At 61.9% G+C, this 14,619-nt stretch carries 14 protein-coding genes; 6 read left to right on the top strand and 8 right to left on the bottom strand.

Going from position 1 to position 14,619, the window contains the following annotated elements:
• Window positions 1–98: 98 nt before the first annotated feature.
• The 4 genes from gor to ACW17U_RS09320 form a co-directional block, all read right to left on the bottom strand.
• Window positions 99–1,493: a glutathione-disulfide reductase gene (gene gor / locus ACW17U_RS09335; protein WP_492055658.1), complete on the bottom strand. Its 1,395-nt coding sequence runs from the start codon at window positions 1,491–1,493 to the stop codon at window positions 99–101.
• Entirely contained in the window at window positions 1,486–2,163 is a 678-nt protein-coding gene (locus ACW17U_RS09330; protein ID WP_419252841.1) for a DJ-1/PfpI family protein, read from the bottom strand. Before ACW17U_RS09330 ends, gor begins: the two co-directional genes overlap by 8 nt.
• 255 nt (window positions 2,164–2,418) lie before the next feature.
• Window positions 2,419–4,515, bottom strand: a complete 2,097-nt coding sequence (locus tag ACW17U_RS09325; RefSeq protein ID WP_492055657.1) for a 2Fe-2S iron-sulfur cluster-binding protein — start codon at window positions 4,513–4,515, stop codon at window positions 2,419–2,421.
• Window positions 4,516–4,694: 179 nt separating this feature from the next.
• Window positions 4,695–5,306 carry a glutathione S-transferase family protein gene (locus ACW17U_RS09320; RefSeq protein ID WP_419252839.1) on the bottom strand — a complete coding sequence of 204 codons (612 nt, stop codon included), beginning with the start codon at window positions 5,304–5,306 and terminating at the stop codon, window positions 4,695–4,697.
• 190 nt (window positions 5,307–5,496) lie between these two features.
• On the opposite strand from ACW17U_RS09320, the gene ACW17U_RS09315 reads away from it, so the two are divergent.
• Window positions 5,497–7,122 (top strand): PAS domain-containing hybrid sensor histidine kinase/response regulator, encoded by a 1,626-nt coding sequence (locus ACW17U_RS09315; RefSeq protein ID WP_492055656.1) that lies wholly within the window; start codon window positions 5,497–5,499, stop codon window positions 7,120–7,122.
• A 140-nt stretch (window positions 7,123–7,262) separates the two neighbouring features.
• Here ACW17U_RS09315 and ACW17U_RS09310 read toward each other — a convergent pair whose 3' ends face one another.
• Together ACW17U_RS09310 and cynS are read right to left on the bottom strand one after the other, a co-directional pair.
• Window positions 7,263–7,979: a hypothetical protein gene (locus tag ACW17U_RS09310; RefSeq protein WP_492055655.1), complete on the bottom strand. Its 717-nt coding sequence runs from the start codon at window positions 7,977–7,979 to the stop codon at window positions 7,263–7,265.
• A gap of 9 nt (window positions 7,980–7,988) precedes the next feature.
• Window positions 7,989–8,438 (bottom strand): cyanase, encoded by a 450-nt coding sequence (gene cynS, locus ACW17U_RS09305; RefSeq protein ID WP_492055654.1) that lies wholly within the window; start codon window positions 8,436–8,438, stop codon window positions 7,989–7,991.
• A 938-nt stretch (window positions 8,439–9,376) separates the two neighbouring features.
• Here cynS and ACW17U_RS09300 point away from each other — a divergent pair.
• Genes ACW17U_RS09300 through ACW17U_RS09280 form a run of 5 tightly spaced genes read left to right on the top strand, consistent with a single transcriptional unit; the run spans window position 9,377 to window position 12,309 of the window.
• Window positions 9,377–9,670 carry a BufA1 family periplasmic bufferin-type metallophore gene (locus ACW17U_RS09300; RefSeq protein ID WP_492055653.1) on the top strand — a complete coding sequence of 98 codons (294 nt, stop codon included), beginning with the start codon at window positions 9,377–9,379 and terminating at the stop codon, window positions 9,668–9,670.
• A 46-nt stretch (window positions 9,671–9,716) separates the two neighbouring features.
• Window positions 9,717–10,586, top strand: a complete 870-nt coding sequence (gene bufB, locus ACW17U_RS09295) for an MNIO family bufferin maturase (protein ID WP_492055652.1) — start codon at window positions 9,717–9,719, stop codon at window positions 10,584–10,586.
• Window positions 10,579–11,304: an HvfC/BufC family peptide modification chaperone gene (locus ACW17U_RS09290; protein ID WP_492055651.1), complete on the top strand. Its 726-nt coding sequence runs from the start codon at window positions 10,579–10,581 to the stop codon at window positions 11,302–11,304. The genes bufB and ACW17U_RS09290 overlap by 8 nt, the downstream gene beginning before the upstream one ends.
• Window positions 11,294–11,767, top strand: coding sequence for a DoxX family protein (locus tag ACW17U_RS09285; protein WP_492055650.1), 474 nt, complete (start codon window positions 11,294–11,296; stop codon window positions 11,765–11,767). The genes ACW17U_RS09290 and ACW17U_RS09285 overlap by 11 nt, the downstream gene beginning before the upstream one ends.
• A 26-nt stretch (window positions 11,768–11,793) precedes the next feature.
• Window positions 11,794–12,309 carry a TlpA family protein disulfide reductase gene (locus tag ACW17U_RS09280; RefSeq protein WP_492055649.1) on the top strand — a complete coding sequence of 172 codons (516 nt, stop codon included), beginning with the start codon at window positions 11,794–11,796 and terminating at the stop codon, window positions 12,307–12,309.
• Between the two features lie 82 nt (window positions 12,310–12,391).
• Here ACW17U_RS09280 and ACW17U_RS09275 read toward each other — a convergent pair whose 3' ends face one another.
• Together ACW17U_RS09275 and ACW17U_RS09270 are read right to left on the bottom strand one after the other, a co-directional pair.
• Window positions 12,392–13,288, bottom strand: a complete 897-nt coding sequence (locus tag ACW17U_RS09275) for a LysR family transcriptional regulator (RefSeq protein WP_492055648.1) — start codon at window positions 13,286–13,288, stop codon at window positions 12,392–12,394.
• Window positions 13,289–13,983: 695 nt separating this feature from the next.
• On the bottom strand, window positions 13,984–14,478 hold the full coding sequence (locus tag ACW17U_RS09270; RefSeq protein ID WP_492055647.1) for a YHS domain-containing (seleno)protein: 495 nt from the start codon (window positions 14,476–14,478) through the stop codon (window positions 13,984–13,986).
• Window positions 14,479–14,619 lie beyond the last annotated feature (141 nt).

Here is a 14,619-nt window from a genome sequence, read left to right as displayed (position 1 = left end):
TGCGGGTCGGCTAAATCGGGCTGTCGGGGCGGAGCGCGAGGCGGCACTCATCCAAAGGCTTCCAGACCGCGCACCAGCCTGCAGGGCCTGGATCAAGGCTACGTTCCCACGTCGGAGGGCACGTACTTCTCGCGCATCGTGACCAGTTCCTCGGCCAGGGTCGGGTGAACCGCGCAGGTGGAGTCCCACTGTGGCTTGGTGACGCCCATCTTCAGCGCGATCGCCGCCATCTGAATGATCTCAGGGGAGTCAGGTCCAACAACGTGGACGCCCACGATCCGCTCGTCATCCTGCCTGACGACGAGCTTGACGAGGCACCGTTCCTGGCCGCCGTAGAAGGTGGCCTTCATCGGTCGGAAGACGGAGCGATAGATGTCGACCTTGCCATAAGCCTGACGGGCTTGCGCTTCGCTCATGCCGACCGAGCCGACCGGCGGCTGTGAAAAGACGGCCGAGGCGACCATGTCATGATCAAAGCTGGTGGGGTTGTCGTAGAACTCGGTCTGGGCAAAGGCGGCCCCCTCTCGGATCGCCACGGGCGTCAGATTGATGCGGTTGGTGACGTCGCCGACAGCCCAAATGCTGTCGATGTTCGTCTTGGAGAAGGCGTCAACGGCGATCGCGCCCTTGTCATTCAGGCCCACACCGGCCTTCTCCAGACCGAGGCCCCGCGTATAGGGCTCGCGGCCGGTTGCGAACATCACCGCGCCTGTTTCGAAGGTCAGGTCATTGCTCAGGGTGCTCAGCAGATGGCCGTCGTCCATCTGTTTGATGCTCGTGTGCGAGCAGCCCAGGACGACCTTGATCCCGCGCTTTTCCAGTTCGTCGGCCAGGTGCATGCGCACGTCGTCGTCAAAGCCGCGCAGAATGTTGGCGCCGCGATAGAGGAGCGTTGTCTCGACGCCCAGGCCGTTGAAGATTCCGGCAAATTCGACGGCAATGTAGCCGCCGCCCACCACCAGTATGCTCTTGGGCAGGCTCGGCAGATGGAAGGCCTCGTCCGACGTGATCCCAAGTTCCGCGCCCGGGAACTCAGGACGCACGGGGCGACCGCCCGTTGCGACCAGGATCCTGCGGGCGGTGTAGGTTCCGGCGTCGTCACTGCCGGTCTTGGGCAGGACCTCGACGGTGTGGGCGTCAACGATCTGCCCGCGACCGTGCAGGAGCTTGGCTCCGGCCTTCTGGAGGTTGGTGACATAGACGCCTGACAGCCGGGCGATCTCGACGTCCTTGTCCTGCAGGAACCTTGTCCATTCGAAGCGCGCATCGCCGATCGTCCAGCCATAGCCGGCCGCAGTCTTCAGCTGGCTAGAGACCTCACTGGCATAGACCATGAACTTTTTGGGAATGCATCCGCGCACGACGCAGGTTCCACCCACCCGGTACTCTTCGGCCACGGCGACCTTGGCGCCGCTCATCGCCGCCACACGTGCTGCGCGCACACCGCCTGAACCGGCACCGATCACAAACAGGTCGAAGTCGTAGTCAGCCATTGAGCACCTGTTCGTCAGAGTCCGTGTTGAATTCCGCGTCCACCGTCAAAACCTGAGGCAGGGCGTGCCACGCCGCGTCGGGACGGGGCATCCGCATGACATGGCGGATATGGTCCGCGTTCGAGTGCGAAGTCAGCATTTCCAGGAGCGCGAAGGCGACCTCGATGGCCGTTCCGGGGCCGGTTGAGGTAATCAGTGCGCCGTCAATGACCAGCGGGCGATCGACGAACGTCGCGCCATAGGATTCAAGCTGAGCTTTTCGCTTTCCGCCAACCTGATGATAGGTCGTCGCGCGCCGGCCTTGCAGGATACCCGCCGCGCCGAGCGCGAGTGCCGCCACACAGGCCGAGGCGATCGGCTTGCCCGCCGCTTCGAAGTTACGGATCACCTCCGAAAAGTCATGCGACAATGCGTCGTCGTAAAAGCCGGCGCCTTCAAAGCCGCCAGGAATGGCCAGGGCGTCAAAGGTGGCAAGATCGAGATCTTGGACGTTCTGGTCGGGGACTACCGAAAAGCCGAACGTGGCCCGAAGCATCGGGCGAAGACCAGCCGAAACGAGGTCGATCGGTTCTTCGCCATCGATGTTGGCCCAGCCCAGTACGTCGGTAAAGCCAGCCGCTTCCAGCGGCTCGAAACCATCTGCCAAAAGTAACAAGACCTTCTTGGCCATGCTCGATCCCTGACGAAATGTCGCCGGACCCTGGCGAAAATCGCCCGGCCTCTCCGCGAACGTGATGCGCTGTCAACCTTGGCAGCTGCGCCAGTGTCCGGATCGGCGGCGCTCAGCGCCATCCTGCTTTTGCGCAATAGTGCCTTCCGTCAGGCGGAGTGTAAGCGGTGACAAGGCGAGCCCCCGCGCAAACGCCGACCTCGTGGGCGGTAGCGTTACGCAGCACATTCACACGCTCAATCCCTTGAGGGCCGGCTAGACGTCCAAGACAAGCGGCCCGGGCACATCACCGCCATCGTGCTTGGGCGCCGCACTGCAGATCAGGGCCTCACCATCTTCATAATGGGCAGTGGGGCTGTTCTCGTAGCCGACAGCGCCGCTGAGCAGCTTAACTGCGCAGACGCCGCACGAACCCGATCGGCAACTATGCAAGGGAGAAAGGCCCTCGCGCTCGGCAAGCTCAAGAAGCGTTCCATCCCCCGGCCGCCAGGTCGCGTGCTTACCGCTTGCGCGGAACTCCACCTCCACGGCCTGTCCATCGCCTTCAGTGGCCGCGCTTCGCGCTGCTTTCCGGCCTGTTGCGCTGACGGCTGTCTCAATGGCCTTGGGCTTGATCGCGGCCGGACCAAAGGTTTCCGAATGAATGCGTTCGGGACGAACGCCCATCCCCAGCAGACCCTGCGACAGGGCGCTCATGAATGGCGGCGGTCCGCAAAGGTAGAACTCGTAGTCGTCGAAAGGCAGCCGGGCCTTCAGGAGGGCCAAGTCAACCCAACCTGTAATGTCGTGGTCGCGCCCCAAGACATCGTTCGGCAAAGGCTCATTATAGGCCGTGACCATCGTGAGGTTGCTATGCCTTGCGCATTTGTCGACCATGTGGTGGCGGAAGGCATGGTCAAGGCTGTTGCGCGCACCGTGGAAAAACCACAGGCGCTGCTGTGAACGGCTACGGCCGTTATTGACGAGGATCCGATTGATCATCGCGATCATCGGCGTAACCCCGATACCTGCGGAAAGCAGGACCGCCGGTCGCGGCGCAGCTTCGTCAAAGACAAACTCGCCACGTGGTGGGAGGAGCTCGACGACGTCACCAACGTTCAGCTGATGGACGGCCTCTGAAAAACGGCCCTGTCGCTTGACGCTTATGCGGTAGCTTGAGCCATTGGCGGCGTCTGAAACTGTATAGGGGCGCAATTCCAGCGCCCCGTTCACCGTCAAGCGCACAAAGATGTGCTGCCCAGCCTTGTGGACGGGCACGCTGCCTCCATCCATCGGCTTCAGAACCAGAGACCGTACCGTCTCGGTTTCGGGCTCGGCCCACGCGACGCGAAAAGCACGAAATTCGCCCTTGCCCCAGGCGCCGGGCTCCGTGGCCTCCCAAGATCCGGTCTTATCCAAATAGGGTGATGCCTCAACGTCGCCGATCGCACGGATCGACAGGCTGGCGGCAACCTTCACGGTCTCCAGAATGGTAAACTGCAAGAGCCGCTCGGCCCCGGCGAAGCCCGCCACCTCGGGCCCGTCCCAGATGATCTCGGCCTTCGCCGAGATGTGCCAAAGATCACCAGTCGAAAAATCGGGGAAGACAAGTCCGACACGCGGTTCGACGAGGATATTGCCCAGGGTGTTGAACAGGAAATTCCCCAGGAAATCCGGGATGGTGAGCACATCACCCTGAACCCTGACAAAGCCAGGTTTGCCGCCCCGATGGGAAACATCGACACCGTTGACTGGATCTAGCGCGGCCTTGTCGGTGTGGGTTGAGGCGATGAAGAACGTGTCCGCCTGGGCTACGAGCAACGCGGCCTCTTGGGACAGCCCTGGGGTTCGCTTGGGGGGAGCGTGCTGGCCCAGCAGCATCTGGTCCACGCGCTCGAAATGACGCCCCTGGATGTACTGAGGGCAGTTACCAAAGCTCTGGTCCACATCGACCGAAAAGCCCTCGGGCCCTCGGGCTGAAACCCGCCCGTTCACCCGGTTACGGCGTCGGGTGTGGAGTTCGATGCCTAGAAAGCCGACCGGTTGCCCTGCGGCCACGCCTTCGGCCGCGGGGTCCCCAGAGGAGAATGCCGCAGCCAGGGTAAGCGTTGCGGGGCTCGGAGACTGGACGAAGCCCGGCGCGCCGTCGAGCAGCGTCGCCCAGGGCTGGCCCGTGGCGTCACGAGATCCCAAGACGATGAACGGCAGCTGTTCGAAAAACGTCCGGTGCTGATCGGGCATCTGACCGCGGATGATTTTCCGGCCGGTCGCTTCAATCTTTGCCCGCACGCCCAGACGTTCCTGGAGCGCCTGCTCGCCCTCGTGGAAGGGGGAGCGGTCGTGGGGCCAACGGGTGGGATCGCCATGTGTCACTGAAACTTGCTCCAATGGCGGCACCAACGCGCCGGCCCCATTTTTAGACTAGCAGGGCGTACCGGTCGCCAGGCAATCCAGGCGAAGGGCCTGGAACTCTTGCTGGCTTAACGGCGCCCGGGCTTCGCGCCGATCAACGCGGCTGAAGAAATTCAGCAGGCGTCGGCGCAGGCGGGTGATCATTTGACCAGACCGACCGGCGTGCTTTGCATCGGCACGAAGCCAGGAAGCGCCTCGACGCGGGCCAGCCAAGCCCCAACGTTCTTGTAGCTTTCCAGGGCCACGTTGCCCTCCGGTGCGTGTGCCACATAGGTGTAGGCCGCCACGTCGGCGATCGTGGGGCGGTCACCGGCCAGGAAGTCCGAACCTGCCAGCTCGCTATCCATGACCTGCAGAATGGTATGAGCTCGCGCGATGACTTCGGCGGCATTCAGACCCGCACCAAAGACGGTGATCAGTCGTGCAGCGGCCGGACCTGAAGCGATTTGGCCCGCAGCAATCGACAGCCAACGCTGCACCCTGGCGGCAGTCGCAGCATCTTTCGGGAGCCAGTCGGCACGATCGAACTTCTTGGCCAGATAGACGAGGATCGCATTGGAATCGGCAACGACGACGTCACCATCCTTCAAGACGGGAACCTGGCCCAGGGAATTGAGGGCGAGGAAGTCGGCCTGCTTGTGGGCGCCCTTGCGCAGGTCGACCTCGACGAACTCGGCGGTCTCGCCCAGCAGCGACAGAAAGAGTTCGACGCGATGCGAGTGGCCCGAAAGCGGGAAACGATAGAATTGCATGGATGTTCTCCGGTTTGAAACTTACCCCTTCAACATGACGGCTGGCTTCCTGGTGCTGAACGGTCGAAATCTGGAAGGACCGATTCCGATATGCGCAATAAACGCCTCGGCTGCCGACGGTTTGTCTGCACTCCCTGAAACGCTGTTTTGCGAAATCTGCGGCTAATCGCTGAGGCAAGATAGCCGCAAGATGGACGCTGCGCATTTCATTCGAGGGGCCAAATGCTTGCAGGCACTGGCCAACTGGGGAGTTATCCCGATGTCCATTGCGACTGCCGTCCAACCTCCGGCCAACAGTACGAGTCTTTTCGCACGCGCCTGCGACAAGGCCGCGATCGTCGTTCTTACGGATCTGAGCGGCGGGATCATCGACTGCAATGACAAATTCTGTGAAGTGAGTGGCTACGCGCGTGGAGAAATCATCGGGGCCAGTCACCAACTTGTCAGCTCCGGGACCAACCCACCCGAGTTATTTGCCCAAATGTATGAGGCAGCCTCTTCAGGCAGCGCTTGGAGTGGTACGATCTGCAACAAGCGCAAATGCGGCGCGCTTTACTGGCTAGATACCACCATTACGCCACAACTCGACGAAATCGGTCGGCCGGTTGCTTATCTCGCCATCCATTTCAACGTAACGGCTCACAAGCAAGCGCTTGCGGATCTTGCCGAAGCGCGTGAGCGAGCTGAGGCTGCGGCACGGGTCAAGGGGCGTTTTCTGGCAACAATGAGCCACGAGCTGCGGACGCCCCTGACGGGAGTAATCGGACTGACCGAGCTTCTCGCCCAAACCTCATTGGACGCGAGGCAGCAGGACTATGTGTCGTCCTTGCTTGAAGCCGCTCATGCCCTGCATGCGATCGTCAACGATGTGCTGAACTTGGCCAAAGCGGAAGCGAACATGGCGATTCGGCCGGTCCCGATCAATCCCACCGAGGTGTTGGCCGCAATCGTTAGATTGCTTTCGCCAATCGCAGCCAAGAGGGGTCTCTGTCTTTCGTTAAAAGTCGCCCAACCCTTGCCAGAGTTCGTGACCGCCGATGTTGACCGGCTGCGGCAGGTCGTCGTCAACTTGGTCGGGAATGCTCTGAAGTTTACGGATGCGGGTGTCGTGGAGGTATCAGCGGCCTGGATAGGGCCGGCGCAGTCGGGGCGTTTTCGAGTCGATGTCGTCGACACTGGACCAGGTTTTCCAGCAGAGGACGCTGAGCGCATTTTTGAGCCCTTCGAACAGGCCGACAACTCTGCTTCTCGTCTTCACGAGGGCGCAGGCCTTGGCTTGGCCATCAGTGCTCATCTGGTTCGGGCGATGAATGGTGAAATCGGGGCCGAGAACCGAAAAGAGGGTGGTGCACGATTTTGGTTCGAAATCCCATCAGAGGCCTGTCGAGAGAAGATCCGGCAGCTTGAGAGCCTGGCAAGAGTTGAGAGCCATTCACTGGATATCTTGATCACTGAGGATAATCCGACTCTCCAACGCCTGGTCCGGACCATCCTGGAGAGCGCCGGCCATGTCTGTGCGGTCGCTGACAATGGGGCGGTCGCCCTTGAAATGATGCGCGCGCGACCGTTTGACGTCTGCCTGATGGATCTGCGCATGCCAATCATGGACGGAGTTACGGCCACTCGGATCATTCGCGACGAGCCTCCGCCCGGTTGGCGTCCCCCTCCGATTATCGCCCTTAGCGCGGACGTGCTGGATGGCGATATGGAGCACTATTCGGATCTGGGTTTCTACGCGTTCTTGCCAAAGCCGATCAACGCCGCCCTGCTGCTGACAACGATCGCTGAGGCGGCTTCGCTTGCGGTGCTTGTTTGAGCTGGGCAGGGGCAGAGAAGTGTCTGGTCGCCGCCGAATAGGGATATACCCACCTAGGTAGCGAGACTTAGGGGCGCGGCCTTCAGAGCTCGGGTGGTCTGATTATTGGTCAACCCGCGCCCGCTCGCTAGTTGGGCGCGTCAGGTGCCGATCATGTTACGCCTTATGGTCGAAGTGATCCTTTTTACCTCCCCACTGAGGCCGTTGATCTCGTTGGCTATCAAAGCAAAAGCTCGTCCGGACTCGCCTGAGCGGGCAGCCTGGATCGTCGCGTTGATCGAGATCATGTAGACGGAGCTGTTGAGGCGATCCAAGTCCGCCAGCCAACCCGTTAGCCTAGCTTTGCCCTCTTCGGACACGCGCGACAGTTCGGCCGTAAACTGCTCGACCAACGCATTCATCCGCTCAAGCAACGTGATCGAGACGAATTCGGATAGTTCGAAAAGCGCCTGGACCTCGCCCCCACGTTCCCGCATGGCGCGGATTAGCAAGGCGCAATCCCTGGAGAAGCGGCCAGCGGTTTCATCGAACACCGTCTGGTGGGGGGCGAGGAACTGGCCAAGGTGGATGAAGAGCTCTTTTCCGATCGCAAAGACGCTTGGATCGGTCGTGAAACCTCTCACCAACGCGTCAAAGTCGTTCAGGGTCTGTTGCGCACGGTCGATCAGATCCGCTCGCGCCGCGCCTTCCCGCGACTGGGCGAGGGCCAGGAACATCACTGCCCGGTGCGGGAAGAACCTGAGCCGGGCGCCCTGGTTGGTGAGATGTCCAAGAAGGCCCCGCCATTCGGCACGACGTTCCTCTGAAAGTTCAGCGCTCGGCTGTGAACCCGCAGCTTCCTTGAGGGGCGGGGCCATACTCAGATCCTAGTCAGGTACAAAGGCGAACGCGGCGTCGCGATCACTCTCGTAGTATTTGAAGGGCAGGAACTTCCCGCTCATGACGATCCGTACGCGGTCCCCCTTGGGATCGACCTGGCGACCCAGATCGAGGTTGAAATCGATGGCAGACATGATGCCGTCGCCAAATTCCTCCTCGATCAAGGCCTTCCAAGCCGGTCCATTGACCATCAGCAGCTCATAGAAGCGATAGAGCAGCGGATCGGTGGGCGGCATCGGCGTCCCGCGGCTTGGGACCTCGCCGAGCATCTTGATCTCATCCGCATCGAGCGCGAGGAAGGTGCCAACTTTCACGGCCGCGTCTGGCCCCAGTCTCATCTGGCCCAGCAAGGCCCCGACGGTCAGCGCAGGCGAGAGCGGCAGGGCGTGGGCGTAGATGTCGCTCCATGTCAGGTCCCGCCGGCGCTTGATGTCCAAGATCTTTTCAGTCAGCCCGTCGCGCGTCACGTTTCACCTGTTCTTATCGGAGCGGCCGCTCGCCCAGCTCTGCCGGTTGCGGAACGTTCGGAGCGATGGCTGGCCGCCGGCGACGACCAAGCGTTGTGTGAGGCCAAGAAGAGCCTTGAAGCCTCGCGGATCGTGACGCTTTGCCGGAACCCATCGCCCAGTGCCGGGCAACTTCGATGGTTCGTTCGCCGCCCGGAATAGGGTTATTTCGGAACACACCATTCCAGAATTTGGGATGGCCGGCATTGCGGCCGGGCCTCCATCCTGCCGAACGCGCGGGGCCGGATCAGGGGGCGGCGATCTTGGCTGAAAATCAGCGGGCGGAGCGGATGACCAGCCTTGAAGATTGGCCAGGATTTGACGTCCAGGCGAGCGCCGAGGCGGCCACTGGTCAGGCAGGTTCAAGCCGTGCTCGGATCCTTAGCAGGCCGGTTTGACTGTCGGGATGGTCAAGGCGCTCGATCTGGGGTGTGGCGCGGGTGAAATGCTCTCCGCCCTTGGGAGCGGGCGGTGATTGGCCTGCTTCAAGTGTGGAAGCGCCTTTGGCAGCCAACGACCACGTCGCTCCCGGTAGCCCAACTGTTGCGCACAGTGAAAGACACACTCTCTTTTCGCATATGTTATCGCGGCAGGAACAGCGGCCTATCTTCATTCCCGGCGCACAAGCCGAGCGAGAAGGGTTTGCGGAGTGAAACGAGACGGCAGCGCCTAACCTGCAGTCTTTGTTTCATCAAACGTAAGGGGCCTGGCTGCGAGCACTTCAAGTAAAGTGTTGCGGTGAGGCAAGGCGCAGAATGTTCTGAAAACGCCTAGCCCGAACGATCAGATCTTTCTCCTCGGTGTCAGCGTCTGCGTGGCGGTCCTTTTGACTGTCTTCGCCAATCGCAGACTTCACGATGGAGATTACAATGTCGATTAGCCGTTCGGCCTTCCTGGCCGGTGTGCTCGCTGTCGCCCTGACCCCGATGGTTGCCTCCGCAGCCGAGCGGCCTGCGCGTGAAAAGTGCTTTGGGGTTTCTCTCGCCGGACACAATGACTGTGCGGCAGGCCCCGGGACGTCATGTGCTGGGACCTCCAAGATCGACTATCAGGCCAATGCCTGGACGCTCGTTCCCAAGGGGACCTGCACTACGATGAAATCGCCGACCTCGGCGACGGGCCTTGGCCAACTCAGCGCCTTTACGGCTAAGCCGAAGGCATAGGCCTTTGTCGACTCCACCTGACATTCCGACGCCCTTGGGAATTCCCGTGCGCCGCGAGCGTTCGGCCGGCGGCGGGCTCTTGCCCGTCGCCGTGGGGCTTAGCCTCCGGCGCGAGCACGCCACGGCGCTGCTTGAGGGCTGCGCCGAAGTCGGCTTTCTGGAGGTCCACGCAGAAAACTATATGGCCGCCGGCGGCCCGGCGCGGGCCTTGCTCGAGCGGCTCGCCGAGACCTATCCTATCTCCCTGCACGGGGTTGCGCTCTCGCTCGGCGGAAACGAGCCACCCGACCGCGCGCACTTGAGCGCCCTGAAGGCGCTGGTCGACTGGGTACGGCCAGCGGCGGTTTCGGAGCATCTGGCCTGGTCGTCACATGAAGGGGTCTACTTCAACGACCTGCTGCCAATCGCCTATAGTCCTGCAGCGCTCAATCGGGTCGGCGATCATATTGAAGCCGTTCAGGATGTGCTGGGCCGCACAATCTTGCTGGAGAATCCAGCTCGGTACTATCACTTGGCCGGGGGCGAGCTTGAAGAGACCGAGTTTCTTCAGCGCCTGACCGAACGCACCGGTTGCGGCCTGCTGCTGGACATCAACAATGTCTACGTCTCGGCCCAGAATCTCGGGTTCTGCGGAGCTCACTATCTTCACAACTTCCCGGTCGATCAGATCGGTGAAATTCACCTTGCCGGCCATGAGAGCGTACTGCTCGAGATGGACGGGAGAAAGCTGCTCGACAGCCATGGCGCCCCAGTCGCCGATCCCGTCTGGGCACTCTATGTCGACCTAATGGCGCGTATCGGCGCGCGTCCGACGCTGATCGAGAGGGACAATGACGTCCCGCCCTTCGAAACCCTGCTAGCGGAATTGCGGCACGCCCGGCGCCTGATGGGCCAGATCGGCGCGGATCATGTCTGAGATTGCGCGCATCGCTCAGGCTGTGCTGGAGAGCGGACCGCTGCCTCCGGAGAGGAGCCCAGCGTTCGAGATCTACCGCAACAACTATCGGCATGCGCTCTTGCGAGCCCTGTCGCAGAGCTTCCCGGTCGTTGAGCAACTGGTTGGCGAGGGGTTCTTCCGCGCGATGGCGCAGGATTATTTGGAGCTCACGCCGCCTACGTCGCGCCTTCTGCGCGACTATGGCGAGAGCTTTGCCGAATTTATCGGGCGTTTTGGGCCCGCCGCTCCGGTTCCCTATCTGGCCGATGTCGCCAGGCTTGAGTACGCGCTTGTTCAGGCCTTCTACGCCAGCGACGAGGGCGACGACCCGGCCGGGAATCTCACGGAGCTTGGGGTCGAAAGCCAGCTGCGGTGGCGCGGCTCTACCCAGTTGATCCGTTCGCTCTATCCAATTGTCTCTATCTGGCAAGCTCACAAGACCGGTGAAGACCTGGCGGGACTCGACTGGCGCCCGGAGAACGGCCTGATCGTGCGCGATGCGCACACGGTCGGAGCCCATGCTCTGGACGACACCGAGGCTGCCATAGCGGACGTGTTTCGAAACCCCGCCTCACTCGAGACGGCCCTCGAATCCCTGGGCCCTGATGCAGCACCTGCTGCGGCCCAAGCCATTCGGCGCTTGCTCGACCTGCAAGCCCTTGTCCTCCTCAACGAAAGCAAGATCGATGCACAATAACTCGTATACGGACGATAGCTTCCTCTCGCGGTCCCTCCGTCGCCTGGACACGACGCTTGACCTCGTCCCGCCCAGTGTGCCGCGCCTGTTGCTGCGCTGGGGCCTGGCGGGCGTGTTCTGGACCTCTGCCCGCACCAAGGTTGAAGGTCTGCTGACGGTCTCCGACAGCGCCAAGTTCCTCTTTGCCGAAGAGTATCGGCTGCCCTTGATCGACCCCGATCTGGCCGCTCATCTGGCCACCTATGCCGAGCATGCCTTTGCCTTGAGCCTCTTTGTGGGCCTGGCGACACGCGCTTCCGCCCTCGGGATCTTTGTGATGACCCTGGTCATCCAGCTCTTTGTCTACCCGGACGCCTTTCTGGGCGTACATCTGGGGTGGTTTGCGATGGCCGCAGCCATCCTGGTCCAGGGCCCGGGCGCGATTTCGGTCGATCACCTGTTGCGGACGCGCTTCGCCCGATGACCGGTCCATCTATTAGCCGGCGTGCCGTGTTTGGCCTTGCCGCCCTGGCCGGCGCCGGGGCGGCCGAGGCTCAGACGAACCTCAGCGGTCTTGGTTCCCCGCCGCTCGTCCACGGGTTTTCTGGACGTGCCGCTGCGACTGGGAAGTTCACTGATCGGCAGGGCCGGGAGAGGCAGGTCGCCGACTTTCGCGGCCGCGTCGTCCTCCTGAACCTGTGGGCAACCTGGTGTGGCCCTTGCCGCATAGAAATGCCGAGTCTGGACCGACTGGCTGCTGTGTTTGCCTCCGACCTTTCGGTCCTTCCGGTCTCGCTCGACGGACGTGGCTGGCTGGCGGTTGACGAGTTCTGGGGAGATCGCTTCGCGCATTTGACGCCCTATCTGGCCAAGGACAACAAGCTCACCAAGAGCTACGGCGCCCTTGGTTTCCCTTTCTCGGTTCTGATCGACCGAGGGGGGCGCGAGGTGGCGCGGCTGCCGCGTGGGGCGGAGTGGGACCAGGGGCCCTATCGGTCACTGGTCGCCAAGACGGTGCTGGCGTGACGCTGATCTCAAGGTGCGGCCGAACGGGCCGCCATCCAGGGCAAAAATTCGATCTCTTTGGAGCCGTAAGATCTGAGGCGCCCTAGTTGAGCAGACGGTTGGCCCTTAGCCGGTCCACGGCAAGATCGACGAAGGCGCGCACCTTGGCTGAGGCCCGCCGACCCTCTGGGTGGACCACGTGGATAGGCAACGGCTCTTCCTCGTAGTCGGCCAGCACGATCTGCAGGTCGCCATCGCGCAGTTCTGCGCCGATTTGGTAGGACAGGATGCGAGTCAGCCCCCACCCCGACCGAGCGGCATCGATAACGGCCTGGTTGCTGTTACAGAAAAGGCGAGGCTCGACCATGGTCGAAACCTTGCGCTCGCGACCAAACCGCCACTCTAGATTGGTCCACGCGCTCGTCGCCGCGACAATCCGATGTCCAGCCAGATCCTGGGGTACGCTAGGAGCCCCATGTTGCTCGAAGTATTTCGGAGAGCCGCAGATCACCCGCCGCACCTGGCCAACACGAATGGCCGCAAGGCCGGAGTCGCTGAGGTGGCCGATGCGCAGGGCCACATCGACGCCTTCTTCAACAAGATTGGTGACTCGGTCGAGAAACAGCGACTTGCCAACGACCTGACTGTTCTGTTCCAGATACTCCTGCAGGATTGGCATGATGTACATCTGTCCAAACAGCACGGAAGCGGTGACTGTCAGGCTGCCCTTGGCCTCGCTGTAGGCACCCGACGCCACGGCGTCGGCCTCTTCGATGTATGAGAGAATTTTCTGGCAGTCGTCAAAGTAGCGCTGGCCGACTTCGGTCAGGCGAACCACGCGCGTCGTGCGTGTAAATAGCCGAGCCCCCAGCCCTTCCTCGAGAAGTGCTACAGCTCTCGTGACCGCCGGCGGGCTCATATTCAGCTGTCGAGCGGCTTCAGCAAATCCACCGCTTTCGGCGACTTTGACAAACACCTGCATAGCCTGGAGGCGTGCCACGTCTTAATTCTCCGCCGAATCTTCTGGCGAAAGGTTTACCTAGCAATTTCGCAAAGTCCATCTGGGGCGCCTCGACAGGTGTTCAGAGGAGCCCGCGTCCTTTGCCTTAGTGCTGGGTCTTGATCGGGGGAACGAGAAGTTCTGGCCTTGAGGCCACTGTGATCTCGAGCATAGCCAGTTCCAAAGCCCGAGCCTCGACAAGATCCAGCTCTTCGCGGGTTAGTCCCATGCGTAGCGCGCGGGTCCTACTCGTAGCGATCGCGATCTCGCTGAAAGACCTCACGGCCAGGGCAAAGCCTATGGCTGCTGAGCATTTGATGTCGAAACTCCGGCCTGCCCACGCCGCATCGATTTCCGCGCCCGTCAAGCCTGCCGACCGGGCCTCTTGCTCAAGTTTGTCTCTCGTCTCGCAACAGACGCAGCGTGCCAACAAGGCGAGCGCCAGCTGGGCGTCCAGGCTCGAGGACAGGCTAATCCGCTTCATTGGGAAGGCTCACTTTCATCAGATGGAAACGACAAACCCGACGCCCCCTCAGGATGCCCAATGTTGAGCATCCTGGGGGCGCCGGGCGTCCGCCGGACCAGACCAGAAGGGGGCGGGCGGTGACCTCGCTCTCCCCTATCGACCTTCCACGGGGGGGCAGGGGGGGGGGAGAAGGCCTGACTGGTCCGACAAGAGGTTGCCGATCTGCCTACTACAGGCTGTCGGGGGTCTTGCTCATGATCTCAGGCCAGTTCTCCTCGGCCTTGACGAGGTTGCCCGGAATGTCACGGCCCCAGGCGACGGATACGTCCTGATTGACGTTGAGGTAGAGCTTCTTGTCGACGACCTTCCAGACCATCGGGTCGCCATCGAGCTTCTTCTCCAGGGCCACGCCCATGGCGCAGAAGCCACCATATTGCGGTGCATAGGCTGCGGGGCTGGCCTTGAACATCTTCAGGCTCTCAGCCGAGGCGAAGTGATAGGTGGCGCCGTTGAACTTGGTCGAATAGCGGGCCAGGCCCAGGGTCGGCTTGCCGGCGCTGAAATAGGCGACCGGATCATAGCCGCGCAGGGCCAGATTGGCGGTGTCGGTGTTGACGGCCGACGTCGAAGTCGGAACGATGGCGTGCGCCTGGGTCGTGAGGACAGGGGCGGCGATCATCAGGCTGACAGCGCCGATGATGGCGCGAGCGGCTTTATAGGACATTGTAGTCTCCGGTTGCGTCGGCCGGCGTTGGGCGCCGAGCCCTTTAGGAAATCGATGGGCATTGGCGGTGTGCCTCTGAACCCGTCGCCAAGGTATGGGGTGGCGGGGCAGTGAATAAGCCTCGTTGTGCGCAATTGATTG

Source organism: Caulobacter sp. AVps16 (assembly GCF_058681455.1).
Note: the sequence above shows the minus strand (reverse complement) of the source record. Positions and strands in the feature narration are given on the sequence as shown.